The organism is Streptomyces sp. NPDC085524 (genome assembly GCF_044541755.1).
Classification (GTDB): domain Bacteria; phylum Actinomycetota; class Actinomycetes; order Streptomycetales; family Streptomycetaceae; genus Streptomyces.
Map to the genome: position 1 here is coordinate 230,351 of NZ_JBITTH010000012.1, position 21,423 is coordinate 251,773.

The window sequence follows — 21,423 nt, forward strand, 5'->3', positions numbered from 1 at the left end:
CGTGACAAGGCATGTTGGAATGATCATGAGCGTGGGCACCGCAGGGGTGATCCGTACGCACCGGACAGGGGGCGAGGGGCATGGGCACGGTCAGATATCTGGAGATCGCCGACGCGCTGCGCCGGGCCATCCTCTCCGGTGAGCGCCCGGTGGGCTCTCAGCTGCCCTCCGAGAGCGACCTCGCCGCGCAGTGGTCGGCTTCGCGGGGAACGGTCCGCCAGGCGGTGGCCACGCTGGCCTCGGAGGGGCTGATCGGTTCCCGGCAGGGCGCGCGGAGGATCGTTCTGCGCCACGAGCGGCGGCACAGCTTCGGCGAGCTGAACAGCTTCGCCCAGTGGGCCGAGGGGCTCGGGCACCAGGCCGCCAGCCGGTTCCTCTCCCGTACGCGCAGGCCCGCCACCGCCGAGGAGGCCGAGCGGCTCGCGCTGGAGCCGGGCGCGGAGGTCCTTTCGGTGCTGCGGCTGCGCCTGCTGGACGGGGAGCCCACCATGGTCGAGCGGACCGCCTATCCCGGCTGGATCGCGGCGGCCGTCGAGGCCATGCCCGAGGACTGCCGCTCCATCATGGACCTCCTCGCGCAGGACTCCGGGGTCGTCGCCCACTACGGCGAGCACCTCATCGACGCCCTCCCGGCGGGCAGCGAGGACGCCCGGCTGCTGGAGGTCCGCCGCGGCACCCCCCTCCTGCGCCAGCGGCACGCCTCCGCGACGGCGGCCGGCCGCCCGATCGAGTGGTCCGACGACCGCTACCGGGCGGGGAGCGTCGTTTTCAGTGTGAGCAACTCGGCAGTAGCCACACCGTTGGAGCGGCGCACCGGCGACGGTTAGACCGCGGCCGCTTCGGCGATCGCCTCCGGCAGCCAGTCCGCGACCCGGCCGAAGCCGAAACCCAGGCCGGCGGCCCGGCCGTTGTCCATCACGTAGGCGCGGTCGAAGGAGAAGGGCGAGGCTTCGGCGCCCGGTCCGACGACCCGGTAGCGCGGGCGCCGCCCCACCTGCGCGGCGACCAGCCCGCTCAGCCCCCGCGCGTCCAGCGCACCGTGGGAGGCTGCGTTGACCGGCCCGGTGAAGCTCTGCCCGGCCGCCCAGTACAGCAGGTCCGCGATCTCCCGGTGGTGGACGAACGAGGTGGCGTACGGGGCTTCGTGGACGTCGACCGGGGTGCCTGCCGCGATCCGTTCCACGTAGTGCGCGAGGCGCCCCGTGAAGTCCTCGCGGCCGCCCCCGAGTACGTGGGCCGCGCGTACGGAGACGTACGGGAAGACGGGGTCCCGCAGGAAGACGGCCTCGGCCCGCCGCTTGCCGTCCGCGTACGCGAAGGCGGGACCGCTCCCCCGGGCCGCCTCCGCCCGCAACGGGTCGAGGGAGTCCTCGGTGAGGGGGATCCGGCCGCCGCCGGCCGTCGGGGCGGGGAGGGTGGCCGGGTCGTAGACCTCCATGGTGCTGGTCATGACGTACCGTCCGGTCCGCCCGGCGAAGACGCGCCGGGCGACGGCGGCCTGCTGCGGCGTGTAGCAGACCTGGTCGACGACGGTGTCGAAGGTGCGCGGACCCAGCGCCTCCCGGAGCTGCTCCTCGTCGTCGCGGTCGGCGACGAGGTGGCCGACGCCGGGCGGCGGGGTGCCGGAGCCCCGATTGAGGAGCGTGACCTGGTGGCCGGCGTCGCGGGCCTTGGTGACGAGGGACTTTCCGAAGTACCGGCTCCCGCCGATGACAAGAATTCTGTTCATGCACACGACTCTGCCGCTGTACCGTCCACAGCGGAACTGCTGATCGACTGAACCGGTATGAAGGAAAACTGATGATCGATGTGCAGCGGCTGCGCGTCCTGCGTGCAGTGGCCGAGCACGGCAGCTTCAACAGGGCGGCCGCCGCCCTGCTGCTGACCCCGTCGGCCGTCTCCCAGCACATCGCCGCGCTGGAGCGCGGCCTGGGCCACCCGGTGGCCGTGCGCAGCACGCGCGGGGTCACGCTCACCGAGCCCGGCCGGCTGCTGGTGGAGGCGGCCGAGGCGATCTCCGCCGAACTGGACCAGGTCCGCCACGAGATCGACCGGGTGACCGCCCCCCGGCCGCGGCTGACCGTCGCCACCTTCACCAGCGGCGGCAGGCACCTCCTGCCGGGGGCGCTGTCCCGGTTCGTGGCCGCGCATCCGGAGGTGGAGCTGACGGTCCGCGAGTGCGAACCGGAGGACGCCGTGCCGATGGTGCGCGCCGGGGCGGCCGACCTCGCTCTCAGCTACCACTTCGACGGCCCGCTGCCGGCCGGGGCGGGCGAGCGGCCGGGGCTCGACTGGGTGCCTTTGACGGAGGATCCGCTGTGGCTGGTGCTGCCCCGGGGGCACCGGCTCGCGGACCGGTCCTCGCTGAGCCCGGCCCAGCTCGCCGGGGACCGCTGGGTGCTCGGCTGCCTCAAGACGGAGGCCTTCCTGCGTCGTTACGCGGACCGGGCCGGCTTCGACCTCCTGGTCGGGGCGTCCACCACCGACTACTTCTTCGCGCAGACGCTGGTCGCGGCGGGCGTGGGCGTCTCCCTCGTCCCGGAGGTCTCGCTGGCCCCGGACCCTGACCCGGGGTTGAGCGTGGTCCGGGTGGAACCGCCGCGTCCCGCGCGGCACTTCGGGGTACTGCTCCCCCGCCGGCGGCGCCCGCATCCGTACGCTCAGGCGCTCACCGGGGCCCTGTCGGCCGCGGCCGCGGGACGGGAGGCCCGTCCGTGAACCACCTCCTGTGCGGGCTGGCCGCCAATCCGGCGCTGCCGGTGCACCTGACCAGCCGCCTCCTGGATCTGGCCCTGGAGGCGGGGGCCCGGGCCGATGCCGCCACCGGCCCGGAGCCGTCCCGTGACTTCCCCGACGAGCTGATCTGCGGCCTCGCCGACCGCTCCGACCTCGGCCGGGCCCAGGTGCGGGCGCTGGCCGCGCACGACGAAGCCACCGCCGTCCGACTCGCCTACGGCGGGACGCTGACGGCCGCCGACATCGACCCGGCGGTCCGGCCGTTCGCCGCCGTCGCCCTCCTCGACGAGCGCCGCGGCCTGCCGGAGTGGGCCTTCCTCCTGTCCGCCTCCCCGGACCCCTTCGTCCGCCGGAAACTGGCCTGCTGCCCCGCGCTCCCGCCGGATGCCGCGGACGCCCTGGCCGCCGACCCCGATCTCGAGGTGGTCACGGAGCTCGCTCTGTGGACGACGGATCCAGCCGTCGCCGCCCGTCTGGCGCGGCATCCCCATGCCGAGGTCCGCAGCGCGGCGGCGTGCAACGAGGCCGTGCCGCCCGCCGCGCTGGCCGCCCTGATCACGGGTGACGGGCTCCCTCCGGCGGCGTCCTGTCTGGTCTGCGACACCAAGGACGTCCCCTTCGTCCACGACCCGTACTGCCCCGACGTGGACTGCGAACTGCGGGCGGGCGCCGCGTGCGACGGTTCGCACGCCTCCACCGTCCACGAGATCCGGCAGCGGGCCCTGCGAAACCCGGCCACCCCGCCCGAAGCGGCGACCTCGCTCGCCGACACGCCCTGGATGCTGCTGAGATGGGCGCTGGCCGAACGCTCCGACCTGCCGCAGGAGGTGTACGCGCTCCTCGCACGCGACCCTATGCCCGGCGTCCGGGAGACCGTTGCCGAAAATCCCGCGATCGGCGAGGAACTCATCCGGATCTTCGCCGCCGAAGCCACGCCCCCGGAGCGGCGCGCCCTGGCGCACCATCCCCGGATCCCGCTCGACGTTCTGGTCACCCTGGCCCGCACGACCAAGACCGGTCCGGTCCTGCTGCCGCGCATCGCCGCCGCGACGGCCGAAGAGCTCGTGGAGCTGGCGGGATCCGCGCACGCCTCCGTACGCATGCTCGTCGCGGAGCGGCGTGACCTGCCGGACGGGGTGCGCGACGCGCTCGCCGCCGATCCCGACGCGGCGGTGGTCAAGGCGATCGCCCCGCATCCGGGCCTGTCGGAAGGCCAGTTGCGTGGAATGCTCGCACGCCACGGCGTACCGGTCCACGCGCGGGTCGCCGCCAATCCTGATGCGCCGGGGGCGCTGCTGGCGGAGCTGGCCCGGCACGAGCCGCCCGTACGGCGGGCGCTGCGCGCGATCGCCGGGCACCCGAACGCGACCTCCGAGGCGCTCGTCCCCTGCCTGGCCGACCGGCGGGCTCGGTGCGAGGCCGCCGCCCATCCCGCACTGGCGGTGCCGGTCCTCCTCGGCCTGCTCGACGACGCCGACGAGGAGCTCGCACGGGCGGCGGCCGAAAATCCCTCGCTCCCGCGCTCCGTGATGGAGGACCTGGTCGGCCGCTACCCGGAGCCGGGGGTGACCAGGCCCGTCTCGTAGGCGAGGACCACGGCCTGGGCCCGGTCGCGCAGCGACAACTTCGCGAAGATCCGGGCCACATGGGTCTTCACCGTGGCTTCGCTGAGCGTGAGGTCCCGCGCCAGCTCGGCGTTGGAGCGGCCGCGGCCCATCAGGGTCAGCACCTCCCGTTCGCGCGGGGTCAGCGCGGCGAGTTCCGGGTGCGGCGCGGCGGCCCCGGGGCCGGGCCCGCAGCGCTCGACCAGGCGGCGGGTGATCGACGGGGAGAGCAGCGCGTCGCCGGTGCCGACCAGGCGGACGGCGGCGGCGAGGTGTTCGGGGGTGACGTCCTTCAGCAGGAAACCGCTGGCCCCGGCGGCGAGAGCGGCGTAGACGTAGCTGTCCAGGTCGAAGGTGGTCAGCATGATCACCCGGCAGCCGGGAGCCTCGGCGAGGATCCGCCGGGCGGCTTCGAGACCGTCCATGTTCGGCATCCGGATGTCGAGCAGCACGACGTCGGGCCGCAGCCGCCGCACCAGCCCGACGGCTTCCACCCCGTCGCCGGCGACCCCGACCACGTCGATCCCCCGGGCCGTCAGGATCAGCCGGAAGCCGGTGCGGACGAGCTCCTGGTCGTCGGCGATGACCACCCGGGGGGCCGGCGCTGCCGTGGGCGTCGGCCGGAGGCCGGGCGCCGCGGGCACGGAAGCCGGAGCGACAGCGGCTACGGGTGCGGGCGCGGGCGCCGGGGCCGGGGCCGGCGTGGACATCGGCGCCGGGGACGGCGTCGGCACCGGGGACGGCGTAGCCGCCGGCGTGGGCACCGGGGACGGTGTGACCGCCGGCGCCGGCGTGGACGCCGGCATGGCGGGCGGCTCGGGAGCCGGTGTGGCGGCCGTCGGCCCCGATCCGGCCGCGGGCCCGGTCACGGCCGTTCCAAGGGGAGGCGCGCCCGCACGCGGTAGCCGCCGCCGAGGCGGCGGCGGGCGTCGAGGTCGCCGCCGTAGACGGCGACGCGCTCGCGCAGGCCGAGCAGCCCGCGCCCGGTCCCCTCGGCCCTGGCCGCCCCGGCGATCCCGACCGCCCTGCCGGACCCGGCCGCACCTTCCGCTCCCGCCACGGCGGACCCGGCGGAGCCCACCGCGCCCGGGCCGTCCGTGAGCACCTCCACCCGCAGCGCGTGGTCCGCGTACCGCACCGTCACTTCCGTCTTGCCCCCGTCTCCGTGTTTGAACGCGTTGGTCAGGGCCTCCTGGATGATCCGGTACGCCGTGACGTCGATCCCGGCCGGGAGCGGCCGGGGCTCCCCGGACACCCGTACCTCCACCGGCAGGCCGGCGAAGGCGAACCTGTCGATCAGCGGGCTGAGCCGGGCCAGGGTCGGCTGCGGCTCCGTGGCGGTTCCGGCCGCCGCCGCGGGGTACGGCTCGTCCCGCCCGTCCTGTGCGGGCGCCAACAGCCCCAGCAGGTGCCGCAGTTCCGTCATCGTCGTCCGTCCCGCCGCCTCCACGGCGCTCATCGCCGCCGCGGCCTCCTGCGGCAGCGTGTCCAGTACTTCCCGCGCGGCGCCCGCCTGGACCACCATCAGGCTCACGTTGTGGCTGACGATGTCGTGGAGTTCGGCCGCGATCCTGGCCCGCTCCGCGTCCACGGCGGCCCGGGCCGCGCTCTCCCGTTCCCGTTCCAGCAGCCAGCCGCGCTCGCCCATGGCCGCCCGGTGCCCGCGCCGGGCGCGTACGAGGGCCAGCCCCAGCCCTGCGGCCACGGCCGCGGCGACACACGCTGCGGCCCCCGCGGTGATCGTCCCCACCTTCGCTTCCCTCCCCCGTCGGTCCGCGCTTCATTCTGCCGGACGGGCCGCACGGGCCGCGTACATCCACGGGATGACCTGCGCGGACCTCTACATCCGGGGACTGACGCACCGCCCGCGACCCCCGCCTTAGGTTCGAGCCATGACAACTGATCAAGGCAGTGAACGGCACGTGGTGGTGCGGCTGGAGGGCGTCCACAAGGAGTACGGTGACGCGAAGGCCCTGGACGGGATGTCGCTGGAGATCCGGGCGGGTGACGCGGTCGCCGTGATGGGCCCCTCCGGCTGCGGCAAGTCCACCCTCCTCAACATGGTGGCCGGGCTGGACCGGCCCACTTCGGGCCTCGTGGAGGTGCACGGCCAGGATCTGGGGCGGCTGAACGAGACCGGGCTGGCGCTCTTCCGGCGCCGCAGCGTCGGCATGATCTTCCAGTTCTTCAACCTCATCGACGATCTTCCGGTGCTCGACAACGTGGCGCTGGCCGCCCAGTTGACCGGCACCCCGGCGCGGCAGGCCCGCCGCCGGGCCCTGGAGCTCCTCGACGAACTCGGGGTGGCCGCGCGCCGCAACAACTACCCGGCGACGCTCAGCGGCGGTGAGCGCCAACGGGTCGCCGTCGCACGGGCGTTGATGAACCGGCCCGCGCTGCTCCTTGCGGATGAACCCACCGGCGCGCTCGACAGCCGCTCCGGCGAACAGGTGATGGACCTCCTCATCGACCTCAATCAGATCGGCCAGACCCTGCTGATCGTCACGCACGACCGGGAGTTGGCCACGCGGTGCGCGAGCCGACTGGTCGAGATGACCGACGGCCGGGTCGCCCGCGAGACCGCCCTCGAGGCGACCGCGTGAGCGCCGTGTGGAGGGCCTCACGCGCGGCCGTGAAGCGCCGTCGGGTCCAGACGTTCGTCATCGGCCTGGTCGTCCTGTGCTCCACCACGACGGTGCTGCTCGCGCTGGGGCTGCTGGAGGCGGCCTCGGCCCCGTTCGAGAAGGCGTACGCGAAGCAGCGCGGCGCGCACGCGGTGGCGACCTTCGACACCGCGAAGGTCTCACCGGAGCAGCTGGCGCGCACCACCCGGCAGCCGGGCGTGGTGGCCGCCGCGGGGCCCTTCGGGCAGGCCGTGGTCGACATCCCCAAGGGCTGGCTCTGGACTGCGGGCGGCACCCTCACCGTGGTGGGCCGGGCCGATCCGGCGGGCCCCGTCGACCGCATCGAGCTGTTGGAGGGCCGATGGGCCACCGGGCCGGGCGAGATCGTCGTCGACTGGCCGGTCCAGGGGTCCCCCGGCCCCGAGCTGCTGGGCACGACACTGGGGGAACCCGGATCGCCGAGGCTGACCGTCGTCGGTTTCGCCACGAGCATGAGCAAGTCGGCGAGCGCCTGGGTCACGCCGGAGCAGTTGGACGCGCTGCACCCGTCCGCCGCCCAGATGCTGTACCGGTTCGCGGACTCCTCCACCGAGGCCCGCGTGGACGCCGGGCTGGCCGGAGCCACCTCGGGGCTGCCTCGGGAATCGCTGACCGGCGTGCAGACCTCGTTCACCCTGAAGAAGGCCTACTCTGCGCTGGCCGACTCCTACCTGCCCTTCATCGCGTTCTTCGGTGTCCTGGGCCTCCTGGTCTCGGTCCTGATCGTCGGCAACGTGGTCAGCGGTGCGGTCGTCTCCGGATACCGGCACATCGGGGTGCTCAAGGCCCTGGGCTTCACTCCGAACCAGGTGGTCGGCGTCTACCTGACGATGCTCTGCGTACCGGCCGTGGCGGGCTGCGTCCTCGGTACGGTGGCCGGCAACGCGCTGGCCGGCCCGTTCGTCAAGGTCGCCTTCACGGGCATCGAGACCGGTGGCGCCGCGGTCGGCGGGGTCGGTCCGTGGGTGTCCGTCGTCTGCCTGCTGGGCATGCCCGCCCTGGTCCTGCTGGCGGCACTGGTACCGGCGCTGCGGGCGCACCGGCTGCCCGCCTCCGAGGCCATCACCGCCGGCAGCGCGCCGCGGTCCGGGCGCGGGCTGCGCGTCCAGCGGCTGCTCGGGGCCACCCGCCTGCCGCGCCCAGTCAGCCTGGGTCTGGGCCAGCCGTTCGCCCGCCCGGGGCGCACCCTGCTGACCATGGCGGCGATCGTCCTCGGCGTCACCACGGTGACCCTGGCCACCGGACTGACGAGCACGATGGTGGCGTTCGCGGACATCGGCCGCGGCGACGGGGGTCCCCGGGTCCACGTGCGGGCGGGCGGCCCGGGCAGCGACCGGGCCGCCCCCCGGCTCGACGACGGACGGATCGAGGAACGGCTGCGAGCCCTCCCCGGTGCGGCGGGCGTACGGGCCCGGGCGTTCTCGCAGGCGAATCTGACCGGCCGGACGCAGCCCGTCTACGCCGACTTCTACCGCGGGGACAACTCGCTGTACGACAAGATCATCGTCAGGGGCCGTGCGCCGCGGGAGGCGGGCGAGGTGGTGGCGGGCCCCGCGTTCCTGAGCGAGCGCGGGCTGAAGGTCGGCGACCGGGTCACGCTCGAACTGAACGCGAGGAAGGTCTCCGCGACCGTCGTCGGTCAGCTCATCGAGGGCAACGCCCGCTCGCTGGAGGGCACGTGGCCGACCCTCGGCCTGCTCGATCCGGAGGCCCGCGCCACCGAGTACTCGGTGCGGCTCGCTCCCGGCTCCGACGCCAGGGCGTACGCCGACGCGGTCGAGGCGCTCGATCCGGGCCTGAGCGCGGCGGTGGTGGACTACGCGAACGTCGGCACGGCCACCGTCGTCACGTTCTCGTCGGTGTTCACGGCGCTGCTGGCCGTCGTGGCCTCGCTCGGCGTGTTCAACACGGTCCTGCTCAACACCCGCGAGCGCCGCCGGGACCTGGGCATGCTCAAGTCCATCGGGATGACCCCACGGCAGGTGGTGCTGATGACCGTGGCCTCGGTCGCCGGGCTGGGCGCCGTCGCCGGGCTGATCGGCATCCCGCTCGGAATGGCGGCGCACCGGCTGGTCGTCGACCACGTCGGGGTGGTGGAGTTCCCCGCGTACATGAAGGACGTGTGGCACCCGCCGCAGCTGGCCGCGATGCTGCTGGCCGGGGTGGCGATCGCCGTCCTCGGGGCCCTGGTGCCGGCCAGGTCGGCGGCCCGGATGACGATCGCCTCGGCCCTGCACACCGAGTAGCGGGAGGCTCAGCCGACGGCCGCCTGCCGGACGCGCTGCTCGTCGACGATGCGTCCGTCGCGCAACTCCACGACACGGTCGGCCAGTTCGATCAGGGCCGGGTCGTGGGTGGCCACCAGGGCGGTGACCCCCTCGCTGCGCACCACCGCCCGCAGCAGCCGCATGATCGACCGGCCGGTCTCGGAGTCGAGCTGGCCGGTCGGCTCGTCCGCGATGATCAGATCGGGCTCGTTGGCCAGGGCCCGGGCCACGGCCACCCGCTGCTGCTGCCCGCCGGAGAGTTCGCCGGGGCGCTGGTCCGCGTGTTCGGCCAGGCCCACCAGGGCGAGCAGGGTCCTGGCCCGCTCCTCCCGCTGCTGGGCCGGGACCTTTCGCAGACGCATCGGGACGCCGACGTTCTCGACGGCCGTGAGGACCGGTATCAGGCCGAAGGACTGGAACACGAAACCGATCCGGTCGCGGCGCAGCGCCAGCAGCCCCGTTTCGTCCAGGCCGGCGAGGCCGGTGCCGTCGAGGGTGACGGTGCCCGAGGTCGGGGTGTCGAGTCCGCCGACCAGGTTGAGCAGGGTGGTCTTGCCCGAGCCGGACCGGCCCTTCAGCGCGGTGAGTTCACCGCGGCGCACCTCGAAGGAGACGCCGCGCAGGGCGTGCACGGCCTGCGGGCCGCTGCCGAAGCTGCGGTGGACGTCGTCCACGGCCACCATCGGCACGCCGGCCGCGCTGTCCTGATGCTGCGTCATGACGTCTGCTCCCCCTGGCCGTTAACGGTTCACTTTCGAATTTGCTCACCTGTCACATCCTCCGCGCAAGTCCCTTCCCCTGTGCGTTCGAATCTGACAGCATCGTCCGCTATCCGGTGCCAGTGGTCCGGACGGGGGAGGAACACAGCACATGCTCGGCTTCGTCATGCGCCGGCTGCGCGGGCGATTGCCGCTCGCTGCCGCCGTGCTGCTCACCGTGCTCATCACCACGACCGTGCTCACGGCGCTGTTCGCCTTCACCCGTGGTGTGGGCGAGGCAGGACTGCGCCAGGCCCTCCAGGGGCCCGGCCGGGACCGGAGCACCGTCGTGGTGACCGGCGAACATCCGGTGACCACGCGCGCCGAGGACGACAAGGCCGTACGCGCCTTCGCCGGCGAGCTGTTCGGACCGCTCCCGGTGTCCTTCGAGAGCATGGCGCGCAGCCGCCCGTACGGCATCCCGGGCGCGCGCACCCCCGGCAAGGACACCGATCTGACGCTGCTCGCCTCCCTCGACCACGAGCGGGTCCGGCTCGTGGCGGGCCAGTGGCCGCAGGCGGTCACCGGACCGGACGCCTCGCGCACGCAGGTGGCCGTCCCGAGGGCGGCCCTGACCCGGCTGGGGCTGACCGAGGCGGCGCTGCCCGCCGAGGTGCGCCTCGACGACCGGTACGGCGGTGCCCCGCTCACCGTGCAGGTCACCGGCGTCTACCGGGCTGCCGACCCCGATGCCCCGTACTGGCGGCTCGACCCGCTCGGCGGCCGCGAGCTCCAGGTCAGCGCGTTCACCACGTACGGGCCGCTGCTCGTCGACGACACCGCGTTCACGGCGGGCGGGCTGCCGCAGAACAGCCGCGGCGTGCTCCTCACCCCCGACTTCGCGGCCGTGAGCCCCGCCCGGGCGCAGGACGTCCGGGAGCGCTCGGCGGGCCTTGCGGCAGGCGCCCTCGGCTCCACCGGCGTCAAGGGCCCCGACGGGTTCCAGGTCAAGACCGAGCTCCCCCACCTGCTGGACGAGCTGGTCTCCGGGCAGCGGGTCGCCCGGTCCACCCTGCTGGTCGGCGCGCTGCAGCTGGCCGTCCTCGCGGCGGCCGCGCTGCTGCTCGTCGCCCACCTCCTCGACGACCGTCAGGAGCCCGAGCGCGTCCTGCTGACCGCGCGCGGCGCCTCCCGCCTGCGGCTCGGCGCGCTCGGCGCGGCGGGATCGCTCCTGCTCGCGCTGCCCGCCGCCGTGCTCGCCCCCCTGCTCACACCCCCGCTCCTGCGGCTGCTGTCCGGATTCGGCCCGCTGGCGCGGGTGCCGATGGACACCTCCGGGAACCTGCTGCTGTGGCCCGTCGCGGGCGCCTGCGCCCTGGCCTGCGTCCTGCTGACGGCGCTGCCCGCGATGCTGCGCGGCGCGGGAGCCGCCGCCCTGCGGGTCGGCGGCCGACGGCAGGCGCTCGTCGCCGGGGCCGCCCGGTCCGGCGCCGACCTGGCCCTGGTGGCGCTCGCCGTCCTCGCCTACCAGCAGCTCGCGCAGTACAGCGGTGACGGCGCCGAAGCCGCCGCCCCGGACGGCGGGCTCGGGGTGGACCCGGTGCTGGTCGCCGCGCCGACGCTGGCCCTGTGCGCGGGGACGCTGCTGGTGCTGCGGCTGCTGCCGTTCGCGGCGCGGCTCGGCGGGCGGATCGCCGCCCGCGGCCGGGGCCTCGGACCGGCGCTGGTCGGCTGGCAGCTCGCCCGCCGCCCGGGGCGGGCCACCGGGCCGGTGCTGCTGCTCGTACTGGCGGTGTCCAGCGGGGTCCTGGCGCTGGGCCAGCACACCGCCTGGTCCGCCTCCCAGCGGGACCAGGCCGACTTCGCCACCGCCGGGGGCCTGCGGATCTCGGGCAGCGACCTCGCACCCCTGGGCCGGAACGGGCGGTACGCCTCCCTGCCCGGCGGCGAGCGGATCATCCCGGTGATCCGTGCGAAGCAGGACCTGCCGGGCGGGCGCGCCGGGCAGGTGCTCGCCCTCGACGCGGCCGGGGTCGCCGAACGGGTGCCGCTGCGCGCCGATCTACGGGACGGGCACTCCGTGCGCGAGCTGTTCACCCCGCTCTCGGCGGCCGGGGGCGCGGCCGCCGACGGCATCGAACTGCCCGGTCAGCCGCACCGGATCGACCTGGACGTGACGGTGCGGGCCTCCGGCGAAGGCGGCCGGCCGGGCCTCGGCGTGCTGCTGCGCGACCGGTTCGGCCTGACCCACCGCACGCCGATGATGCAGCTGCCCGAATCGGGGGACGCCACCGTCTCGGTGGACCTCGGCGCCATCACCGGGGCCCCGCTCGGGTCGGCGGCCGCTCCGCTGCGGGTCGCCGGGTTCGTGTTCTCGTACGGCCTGGAGGACCGCCGGATGCCGCGCGGGGACGCGCCGCCGGCACCCGACCGGCCCGGGGAGCTGACCGTGCGGCGCGTCTCCGCCGCCGACGCCGCCGGTGCGACCGCGATGCCCGCGCGTGCGGGTACGGGCGGCTGGACCCTCAGTGCCCCGCAGCTGACCGGCGGCGGGCGGGCCGGCGAACTGCTCCCGGCCGGCCCGGACGAGCTCCTGCGGATCCGGTACCGGGGCGGCGCCGGGAGCATCGGCGGTGTGCAGCTCGGGCTGCTCGCGGGCGGCGCCCCCGCCGCGGAGGTGCCGGGGATCGCGACCCGCGGCTACCTCGCCGCCGTCGGAGCGGGCGTGGGCGACGTGGTGCCGGTCCCGCTGGGCGGGACCACCGTGGCCGTACGGATCACCGCAGCCGTCGGCTCGCTGCCGGTGGCCGGGGACACGGCCGTGGCCGTCGATCTCGCCGCCGCCGGGCGGCTGCTGGCGGCCGACACCGGCCGGGAGCTGCCCGCGGTCGTCGAGTGGTGGCTGCCGGCCGCCTCCGGAGACGACCCGGTGCCCGCGCGGGCCGCCGCCGAACTGCGCTCCGGCGCGGGTGCGCAGCGGGTGGAGCTGCGCGAGGAGGTGGCGGCCGGGCTGCTGGACGATCCGCTCAGCGCGGGCCCGCAGGGCGCGCTGGCCGCGCTCGCGGTGGCCTGCGCGGTCCTGGCCGCGATCGGCTTCGCGGCCTCCTCGGCCGCCGCCGGACGGGAACGGGCCGCGGAGTTCGCGGTGCTGTCGGCCCTGGGGACGCCCCGGCGGCGCCTCGCCCGGACGGTCGCCGCCGAGACCGGTGCCCTGGTCGGCCTCGGGACCGCCGTCGGGCTGGGTCTGGGTGCCGTCATCGTGCACCTGGTGGTGCCGCTGATGGTACTGACGCCCGCTGCACGGCGTCCGGTCCCGGAGGTCCTGGTGGACCTGCCGACGGCCGAAACGTTGCTTCTGGCCGCCGCGATCGCCGCGGTGCCGCTGCTGTCGGCCGTGCTGGGCGGCCGGCGAGACCGAGGCGTGGCCGACCGGCTGCGGCACGTGGAGGAGTCATGAGCCGCCCCGCATCCCCCGGCACCGGGGGCCGGGATCCCCGCCCGTCCGAGGCCGGACCGAACGGCGCCGCATCAGGCGGGCCCGCCCGCGGGGGCGCCGCCCCTGAAGAACCCGGCACGGAACGCCCGGGCACGGGCGGGCCCGGGGCCGGGGCCACCTCCGGCCGGGCCGTGCGCCCCGCAGGGGTCCGTCCCGCTCCCTGGGTGCGGACCCGGCTGCGCGCGGCTCCGCTGACCACGCTGCTCGGCGCCGCCCTCGTGTTCGTCACCGTGCTCCTCGCGGCCGGGCTGCCCCGGGCCGTGGACCGCGGCGCCGACCAGGCCCTGCGCTCGTTCCTGCAGGCCCAGGGCCCCGGCCCGACGAGCCTGTTCGCCACCACCAGCTCGCAGGGCGGACCCCAGACACCGCAGGAACTGGACTCCGCCCTCGCCGCGCTCCGCGCCCGTACCGGAGGTGCCTTCCGCCTCGCCGCGAGCGGCCCGGTGCACGGCGCCTACGGCATGAAGCCCCGGGACCTGGCGAACCCGGGGCTCGCCCGGATCGAGGGCCCCGACCCTCGGCTGACCCTCGTCCACCTCCCTGAGGTCGCCTCCCACGCGTCGCTGGTGGCGGGACGCTGGCCGTCCGGCCCCGTGGCCGACGACGCGCCGGTCCCGGTGGCCCTGTCGCGCGCCGCGTCCGAGACCCTGAAGGCGCCCATCGGCACCGTGCTGGAGTCCCGGCCCCTGATGTCCGGTCCGGTCCGCGCCGAGGTCGTCGGCCTCTACGACGTCGCCGACGCCGCCGACGTGTACTGGACCGACCTCCCCTGCCTGGCGTACGCGTGCAAGAACCGGACCACCGCCGCCCCGCCCAGGGCGTACTGGCAGACCGGCGCCGTCGTCGGTGCGGAGGGCATCGACCGGATCTCCGGCTGGGGCGAGGGCACCCAGTACTTCTGGCGGCTGCCGGTGGACACCGGCGCGCTGAGGGCGGACCGGCTGCCCGCCACCGCCAAGGAGGTCGCCTCCTTCGTCGCCGGTCCCACCTCCAGCGGGCTCAGCCGCGCGATCGAGCGGCCGGACCTGCGGATCGCCTCCCGGCTCCCGGAGCTCTTCGCGCAGGCCGAGGCCCGGCAGCAGGGCGCCGCGCCGCTGGCCGCGATCGGCCCGGCCGGGGTCGCCGGGGTGGCCGTGGTCGTCTTCGCCCTGGCCGCGGCGCTGGGCGGCGACCGGCGTGCGGTCGAGCTGCGGCTGCTGCTCGCCCGGGGCGGCTCGCGCCGCTCCATCGTGCTGCGCCTGCTCGGTGAAGGCGCCGTGACGGTGCTGCCCGCCGCGGCCGCGGCCACCTGGCTCGCGCTGGTGCTGCTGCCGACGCCCCGGGCGACGGCCTCCCTGGCCGCGGCGTCCGCCGTCACCCTGCTGGCCCTGCTCGCCCTGCCCGTACGGGCCTTCGTCCTGCTGTCGGGTCCGCGCACGCCGCGCCCACGCGGGCGGCTCGTCGCCGAGTTCCTGGTCCTCGTCGCCACCGCCGCGGCCGTGTACGAGGTGCGCACGCGCGGCGTCGCTCCCGCCGGGGCGGGACTCGATCCGCTGCTCGTCGCGGCCCCGCTGCTGCTCGCACTGTGCGGCGGGCTGGTCCTGGCCCGGCTCCAGCCCCCGCTGGTCGGGGCGTTGGCCCGGATGGCGGGCCGCGGTCCCGGCCTGGTCGGCTTCCTCGGGCTGGCCCGCGCCGCGCGGGGCGGGCTCGCCGGGGCGGGCGGGGGCCGGGGGCGCCCCTCGGTGCTGCCCCTGATCGCGCTGCTGCTGGCCGTCACCACGGGCGGCTTCGGTGCGACGGTGCTGGGCGCGGTCGACGCCTCCCGGCTCCAGGTGGCCCGGGAGGCCGTGGGCGGTGACGCATACGTCGCCGCGCCCGACGAGACCGCGCTACCCCGGGAACTGACCGACGCCGCGGGCGCGTTGCCCGGCGTGCGCACGGCCACCTCGGCGTGGGTGGACGACGACGCGTTCGTGTTCGGCTTCGGCCGGGGCGCGGCGCACGTCTCGGTGGTCGTCGTCGATCCGGAGTCGTACGCGGAACTGTCCCGGACCCTCGGGCGGGGCCGCTTCGACCCGGCCGCGCTCTCCAAGGGCGGGACGTCCGGGAACGGCGCCTCCGCGGGCGGGGCCGACGCCGTGGTCCCGGCGCTGATCAGCCGCGATCTGCTCACGCAGAAGGACACGGCCGGACAGGCGGACGGGGAGACCTTCCGGCTGTGGGTGGGCGGCGAGGAGATCCGGGTCGGCTCCGCCGGCACGTTCGAAGGCCGTACGCCCGCGCTCCCGGGTGCGGGGGCGGCCACCCTGATCCTGCCGGCCGGGCCGGCCGGCGCGGTGGTGCCCAAGGCCGCGCAGCCCAACCGGTGGCTGGCGCTCGGCCGGATCGACGGGGACCGCCTGGAGGAGCTCGTCGCCCGGACCGTCCCCGGTGCGACCGCCGAGAAGTACCTGGTCCGCACCAGCGCCGCCAAGGTCGCCGAACTGTCCGGCGATCCCCTCCAGCACTCGGCCGGCCGGCTGTTCTGGGCGTCCGTGGCGGGCGCCGCCGGCTTCGCCGTACTGGCGGTGCTGCTGACGCTGATGCGGGCCGCCCCCGACCGGGCCGCGCTGCTGGCGCGGCTGCGCACGATGGGGCTGCAGCCCCGGCGGGGCGTGGCGCTGATCCTGGCCGAGACGTGGCCGCAGGCCCTGGTGGCGGCGCTCGGCGGCGGGCTCGTCGCCGCGGCGGCCGTGCTCCTGCTGGGTCCGGCCGTGGACCTGTCCTCGCTGGTCGGCGCCGAGGTGCCGACGGGTCTGGGCCTCGCCGCCGGGCCGGTGCTGACGCAGGCGCTGGGCATCGCGGCCCTCGTGACCGTGGCCGTGCTGGCGGAGGCGGCGGTATCCGGCAGGCGACAGATCACCACCGAGTTGAGAGCGGGAGACCAGCGGTGAACACCGACCAGCCGACCTACGAAGACCTGCGCCGGGAGGCCCTGGCCGCCGCGGAGCCCCGTACGGGCGGGGCGGACACCGCGATCTCCTGCGACCGCCTGGTGCGGATCTTCAGCACCGCCGGGGTCGAGGTGCAGGCCCTCCAGGGCCTCGAACTGACCGTGGCCCAGGGCGACCTGGTGGCGCTCGTCGGCGCCTCGGGCAGCGGGAAGTCGACCCTGCTGAACATCCTCGCCGGCCTGGACGTCCCCACGGCGGGCACCGCCACCGTGGGCGGCTACGACCTGCTGGAGATGTCGGCCAAGGAGCGGCTTCGCTACCGGCGCGAGGCGGTGGGGTTCGTCTGGCAGCAGACGGCCCGCAACCTGATGCCCTTCCTGACGGCGGCCCAGAACATCGCGCTGCCGATGCAGTTGAGGGGACGGACCGGGCGCGGCGCGTCCGGCCGCCGCGCGCAGCGGGTGGCGCAGCTCCTCGAGGCCCTGGAGATCGGCGACCTCGCGGGCCGTCGCCCGGCGGAGCTGTCCGGCGGGCAGCAGCAGCGCGCGGCCATCGCCGTGGCCATGGCCAACGACCCGAAGGTTCTCCTCGCGGACGAGCCCACCGGCGAGCTGGACTCGGAGACGGGCGCCGCGATCTTCGAGGCCTTCCGCACCGTCAACCGGGAACTGGGCGCCACCGTGGTGATCGTGACCCACGACCCGATGGTCGCGGGCGAGGTGCGGCGTACGGTCGCCATCCGCGACGGCCGGACGAGCAGCGAGGTCCTGCGGCGCACGGTCACCGACGAGCACGGCGAGGAGTCGGTGAGCGAGCGGGAGTACGTGATGCTGGACCGCACCGGCCGCGTCCAGCTGCCCCAGAAGTTCCTGGAGGCCCTGGGCATGGAGCACCGCGTGGCGGTCGACCTGGCAGCCGACCACATCGAGGTCCGCCGCGACGACGCGGAGTCCTGAGCACTCGGATCCTGTTCCGTCACCGCTGTCACACGTGCTCTCCGGCGAACGACTGGATCCGTACCGGCGGCGCCTACGACGGCGTCGTGGACGTCGACCGGGTGCCTGCGGCGCCCGCCGACCCGGCGCACCCCAAGGAGATCAGGATCAAGGAGGAGTCCGCCCTGCGGCCCGAGTACCGCACCGCGGGCCCGGGAGGGTGATTCCGTCACCTCCCCGGCCCGGAGGTCGTTAGCGCCTCGGGGTCGGATCGGGGGCGAAGGGATGACGGTTATGCGGCAGTTTCCTCTGGAGATGCACCACGTGGCACCCGGGCGGGTGGTCGAGTGGCGGCTCACGCGCACGGCGGCGGAGGCATCGGAGCAGGACCCCCGAGCGGGCAAGAAGGCGTCCTTCAACCAGGACAAGCACTTCACGGTCGCCGAGGAGAGCAGGGACGCCGACGACCCGGTCGCCTCGTGGATCGCGGTCACCTTCGAGGTGTCGGGCCCGCTCGACGAACCGGCACTGGCGCAGGCGCTGCTCACCTTCGTCCAGCGGCACGAGGTGCTCCGGTGCGCGTTCAGCCGGCTGGCCGGGGAGGTGGCCTGCGAGCCCTTCGACCCCGCCGAACTCGCCCTCGACGCCGTGCCCGTGGGCGCCTTCGACGACTCCGGCGTGCTGCGCGACTTCCTCGTCGAGCGGTTCAAGCGGAGCATCGACACTCTCTCCTGGCCGTTGTTCGTGATGGGGGCGGTACTGCGCGAGGACTCCGCCACCGTCTACCTCGCCTTCGACCACATCGTCTGCGACGGCATGTCGATGCCGATCGTCGTCCACGAGGTGCTCACGGCCTACGAGGCCCTGTGCCGTGGCGAGGAGGCCGAACTGCCGCCCGCCCCGAGCTATCTCGACTTCGCGGATGAGCAGCGCCGCCGCTACCTGTCCATCGACGCCCGCGACGAACGCCTCGGCCACTGGAAGTCCTTCATCGAACGGGGCGGCGGCGAGTTCTTCCCGCGCTTCCCCCTCGACCTCGGCGTGGAGCCGGGCCGCATGTACCCGATCGTGAACGAGGCCTCCCGGCTGCTGGACGCCTCCGACACGGAGGTGTTCGAGAAGACCTGCCAGGCGGTCGGCGGCAAGCCGTTCATGGGGGTGCTCGCCTCCGTCGCCGTCTGTCTGCGCGAGGCGGGCGGGCCCGGGGTGTACCGGGGGCTGATGCCGGTGAGCGAGCGCGGCCGGCAGGCCTGGACGGATTCGGTGGGGTGGTTCGTCAACACCATGCCGATCGAGTTCGACGCCTCGCCCGGCCGGGACTTCGCCGCGGTCATGGCCGGGGTCCGGGCCGGATTCGGCGAGATGATCGCCCACATCGACGTGCCGTTCGTCCGGGCGTGGGAGCTGCTGGCGCCCGAGGAGTTCGCGGCCCGCTCGTGGCCGTACCCCGTGAACTTCTTCTCGTACATCGACATGCGCAAGTGCCGTGGCGCCGAACGCCACGACGAGTGGCTCCCGACCACCCACGTGTGGTCGGCGCGGGCCAACGGGGCCTGCTCGTGGTTCCAGCGGGACACGGACGGGCTGCACATGAACTCCATCTACGTGGACACGCCCGCGGCACGCCGCACCATGGGCGACTTCCAGGAGGCACTGCGCCTGACGGTGCGGGAGATCGCCCGTGCCGGCGGCTTCCGCCGGCCCGTCGCGCTGACCCCGCCGCGGCGGCCGGCAGGGACCCCGCTCGACGTGGCCGCGTACGCCCGCCGCGGCTGAGCGGGCCCGCGAGGGGCGGGCCCTACGACAGGCGGGCCGCGCGGCCGAGGAGCAGGTCGCGCTCCCGCTCGTTGCGCGTGAGGGAGGCCGCCCGCTCGAACTCCGCGCGGGCCTCCTGCGGACGGCCGAGCCGCTCGAGCAGGTCTCCTCGTACGCTCGGCAGCAAGTGGTAGGAGCGCAGGGCCGGTTCCCCGGTCAGGGCGTCGACGAGCAGCAGCGCGGCTCCGGGGCCCTCGGCCATCGAGACGGCCACCGCGCGGTTGAGCTCCACCACGGGTGACGGGACGAGCAGGACGAGCCGGCCGTAGAGCGCGGCGATCGTCGGCCAGTCGGTGTCCTCGTAGCGCACGGCCGCCGCGTGGCAGCCGGCGATCGCGGCCTGCAGGGCGTACGGCCCGCTGCCGGCCCGGCTCAGGGCCCGGGCGCCGCGGTGGATGAGCAGGCGGTTCCATTTGGCCCGGTTCTGGTCGGCGAGCAGCACCGGTTCCCCGTCGGGGCCGGTGCGGGCGGTGATCCTGGAGGCCTGGAACTCCAGGAGTGCGGCGAGGCCGTGCACCTCCGGTTCCCCGGGCATCAGTGCAGTGAGGAGGCGGGCGAGGCGCAGGGCGTCCTCGCACAGGGCGGGGCGGACCAGGTCGTCCCCGGCGGTGGCCGAGTAGCCCTCGTTGAAGACGAGGTAGATGACTTCGAGGACGGAGGCCAGCCGTGCCTCGCGGTCGGCCCCGTACGGGACCTCGAACGGCACGTCCGCCGCGGCCAGGGTCCGCTTCGCCCGGACGATGCGCTGGGCGACGGCCGGCTCGGAGGACAGGAAGGCCCGTGCGATCTCCTGGGTGGTGAGCCCGCCCATCAGGCGGAGGGTGAGCGCGATCCGCGCCTCGGTGGCCAGGACGGGATGGCAGGCGGTGAAGACCAGCCGGAGCAGGTCGTCGTCGATGTCGTCCGGGTCGGCCGGTTCGGCGGGCGGCGGCACGTCCTCCAGGCTCCGGCCGACCTCGGCGAGTTTGCGGGCGTACGTCTCCTTGCGGCGGACGAGGTCGATCGCGCGGTGCTTGGCGGTGGCCATGAGCCAGGCGCCCGGCTTGTCCGGGACGCCCGACTGCGGCCACTGCTCGAGCGCGGCGACCAGGGCGTCCTGTGCGAGTTCCTCGGCGATGCCGACGTCCCGCACGATGCGGGTCACACCGGCGATGATGCGCGCGGACTCGATCCTGAACACCGTTTCGACCGCCTGGGCCGTGTCACCTGCCGTCACGGCCACCCATCAGAGCAGCCGTGACGAGGCAGGGCAAACGCGGCGCGGGCGCCGGGAGGCGCCGCGCCGCTCACATCTCCTGGATCTCGCGGACCTCGGCGCTGACGTTCCAGCTCGCCGGGTGGATCTCCAGGAAGCGGCGGGTCCATTCGACGGCCTCGGCCTTGTCCTTGCACTGGGTGAGGGAGTAGCCGCCGACGACCTCCTTCGTCTCCGTGAAGGGGCCGTCGGTGTAGCTGATCCTGCCGCCGGACCAGCTCAGCCGGGTGGCTTCGGAGGTGGGCAGCAGGCCGGCGGTGTCGAGCATGACCCCGGCCTTGGTGATCTCCTCCAGGAGGGCGCCCATGCGCTGCTCGAAGTCGGCGGGGAACTCCTCGGGCGGCAGGTTCTGCTCGTCGATGCGGATCATCGTCAGGAAGCGCGGCACGGTGACTCCTCGGTCGGAAGGGCGGGGACGTTCCCCGCCTCTCACCCCTGCGTCGAACGGGAGGCGCCCGGATCGACAGCTGTCCCGGAATTCTTCGGAAGTTTTTTCCGGGGAGCCGGACGACACGGCCCTACTCGTGAGTAGGATCGCGCTTCGGCCGCCGCCCGCCCCCCGAGAGGACCCGTCCCGTGCCCCGTCCTTCCTCCCCCCTGCTGCTCGCCGGACTGCTCGCCGGGGCTGCCGTCGCCCACGCCGCGGCGCCGAAGCAGTTCGACGCCATCGTCCCGCGCTCGCTCCCGGGGACCCCGCGCCAGTGGACCTACGCGAGCGGCGCCGCCGAACTCGCGCTGGCCGCCGGGGTCGCCCATCCGCGCACCCGCGAGGCGGCGGCGCTGGCGGCCGCCGCCTTCTTCGTCGGCGTGTTCCCGGCGAACGTCAAGATGGCCGCGGACGCCCGCCACCGCTCCCCCGCACTGCGGGCGGTGACGCTGGCCCGGCTGCCGCTCCAGGTGCCGCTGGTGCTGTGGGCCAGGAAGGTGAGCCGCGACGCCCGGAGGGGCTAGGGGGTGTCCGGCGGATCAGGGTCGGATAGCCCGGGTCGTCTGGTGCCGTGGATTGCAAGGCGGAGGAGGGAGCCACTGCGGAGCATTGGCG

The 21,423-nt window shown here is 75.0% G+C and carries 16 protein-coding genes; 10 read left to right on the forward strand and 6 right to left on the reverse strand.

The features are described 5' to 3' along the window. Positions 1–80: 80 nt before the first annotated feature. Positions 81–827: a GntR family transcriptional regulator gene (locus ACIGFK_RS20830; protein ID WP_376658674.1), complete on the forward strand. Its 747-nt coding sequence runs from the start codon at positions 81–83 to the stop codon at positions 825–827. Here ACIGFK_RS20830 and ACIGFK_RS20835 read toward each other — a convergent pair. Then, entirely contained in the window at positions 824–1,729 is a 906-nt protein-coding gene (locus ACIGFK_RS20835) for an NAD-dependent epimerase/dehydratase family protein (RefSeq protein WP_376658673.1), read from the reverse strand. The genes ACIGFK_RS20830 and ACIGFK_RS20835 overlap by 4 nt on opposite strands. A gap of 71 nt (positions 1,730–1,800) precedes the next feature. Here ACIGFK_RS20835 and ACIGFK_RS20840 point away from each other — a divergent pair, with 71 nt between their 5' ends. Then, positions 1,801–2,718 carry a LysR family transcriptional regulator gene (locus ACIGFK_RS20840; protein WP_376658672.1) on the forward strand — a complete coding sequence of 306 codons (918 nt, stop codon included), beginning with the start codon at positions 1,801–1,803 and terminating at the stop codon, positions 2,716–2,718. Then, complete coding sequence (locus ACIGFK_RS20845; protein WP_376658671.1) at positions 2,715–4,322, forward strand: hypothetical protein; 1,608 nt, start codon at positions 2,715–2,717, stop codon at positions 4,320–4,322. The genes ACIGFK_RS20840 and ACIGFK_RS20845 overlap by 4 nt, the downstream gene beginning before the upstream one ends. Here ACIGFK_RS20845 and ACIGFK_RS20850 read toward each other — a convergent pair. Beyond that, positions 4,286–4,930: a response regulator gene (locus tag ACIGFK_RS20850; protein WP_400053059.1), complete on the reverse strand. Its 645-nt coding sequence runs from the start codon at positions 4,928–4,930 to the stop codon at positions 4,286–4,288. The two genes, ACIGFK_RS20845 and ACIGFK_RS20850, sit on opposite strands and share 37 nt — an antisense overlap. A gap of 275 nt (positions 4,931–5,205) precedes the next feature. Next, a complete protein-coding gene (locus ACIGFK_RS20855; protein ID WP_376658669.1) occupies positions 5,206–6,090 on the reverse strand; it encodes a sensor histidine kinase in 885 nt (294 codons plus the stop codon). 142 nt (positions 6,091–6,232) lie between these two features. On the opposite strand from ACIGFK_RS20855, the gene ACIGFK_RS20860 reads away from it, so the two are divergent. Together ACIGFK_RS20860 and ACIGFK_RS20865 are read left to right on the forward strand one after the other, a co-directional pair. Next, positions 6,233–6,943, forward strand: coding sequence for an ABC transporter ATP-binding protein (locus tag ACIGFK_RS20860; protein WP_376658668.1), 711 nt, complete (start codon positions 6,233–6,235; stop codon positions 6,941–6,943). Next, a complete protein-coding gene (locus tag ACIGFK_RS20865) occupies positions 6,940–9,249 on the forward strand; it encodes an FtsX-like permease family protein (protein WP_386468037.1) in 2,310 nt (769 codons plus the stop codon). The genes ACIGFK_RS20860 and ACIGFK_RS20865 overlap by 4 nt, the downstream gene beginning before the upstream one ends. An 8-nt stretch (positions 9,250–9,257) precedes the next feature. On the opposite strand, the gene ACIGFK_RS20870 is transcribed toward ACIGFK_RS20865, so the two are convergent. Beyond that, positions 9,258–9,989 carry an ABC transporter ATP-binding protein gene (locus ACIGFK_RS20870; RefSeq protein WP_376658665.1) on the reverse strand — a complete coding sequence of 244 codons (732 nt, stop codon included), beginning with the start codon at positions 9,987–9,989 and terminating at the stop codon, positions 9,258–9,260. 151 nt (positions 9,990–10,140) lie between these two features. Between ACIGFK_RS20870 and ACIGFK_RS20875 the strand changes: the two genes are divergently transcribed. The 4 genes from ACIGFK_RS20875 to ACIGFK_RS20890 all read left to right on the forward strand — a co-directional run bounded on the left by ACIGFK_RS20875 (position 10,141) and on the right by ACIGFK_RS20890 (position 19,087). After that, positions 10,141–13,425, forward strand: coding sequence for an FtsX-like permease family protein (locus ACIGFK_RS20875; RefSeq protein ID WP_400053062.1), 3,285 nt, complete (start codon positions 10,141–10,143; stop codon positions 13,423–13,425). Next, positions 13,422–16,376: a hypothetical protein gene (locus tag ACIGFK_RS20880; protein ID WP_386468034.1), complete on the forward strand. Its 2,955-nt coding sequence runs from the start codon at positions 13,422–13,424 to the stop codon at positions 16,374–16,376. The genes ACIGFK_RS20875 and ACIGFK_RS20880 overlap by 4 nt, the downstream gene beginning before the upstream one ends. Next, positions 16,373–17,332, forward strand: coding sequence for an ABC transporter ATP-binding protein (locus tag ACIGFK_RS20885; RefSeq protein WP_376658662.1), 960 nt, complete (start codon positions 16,373–16,375; stop codon positions 17,330–17,332). Before ACIGFK_RS20880 ends, ACIGFK_RS20885 begins: the two co-directional genes overlap by 4 nt. Before the next feature lie 273 nt (positions 17,333–17,605). Further along, complete coding sequence (locus ACIGFK_RS20890) at positions 17,606–19,087, forward strand: condensation domain-containing protein (RefSeq protein WP_376658661.1); 1,482 nt, start codon at positions 17,606–17,608, stop codon at positions 19,085–19,087. A 22-nt stretch (positions 19,088–19,109) separates the two neighbouring features. On the opposite strand, the gene ACIGFK_RS20895 is transcribed toward ACIGFK_RS20890, so the two are convergent. Together ACIGFK_RS20895 and ACIGFK_RS20900 are read right to left on the reverse strand one after the other, a co-directional pair. Beyond that, positions 19,110–20,348, reverse strand: a complete 1,239-nt coding sequence (locus ACIGFK_RS20895) for an RNA polymerase sigma factor (protein ID WP_376658660.1) — start codon at positions 20,346–20,348, stop codon at positions 19,110–19,112. Between the two features lie 64 nt (positions 20,349–20,412). Beyond that, positions 20,413–20,769, reverse strand: coding sequence for a YciI family protein (locus ACIGFK_RS20900; protein ID WP_376658659.1), 357 nt, complete (start codon positions 20,767–20,769; stop codon positions 20,413–20,415). 188 nt (positions 20,770–20,957) lie between these two features. Here ACIGFK_RS20900 and ACIGFK_RS20905 point away from each other — a divergent pair, with 188 nt between their 5' ends. Further along, the gene (locus tag ACIGFK_RS20905; RefSeq protein WP_376658658.1) at positions 20,958–21,332 is read left to right on the forward strand and encodes a hypothetical protein; all 375 of its coding nucleotides are present in this window, start codon (positions 20,958–20,960) and stop codon (positions 21,330–21,332) included. The last annotated feature ends 91 nt before the right edge of the window (positions 21,333–21,423 follow it).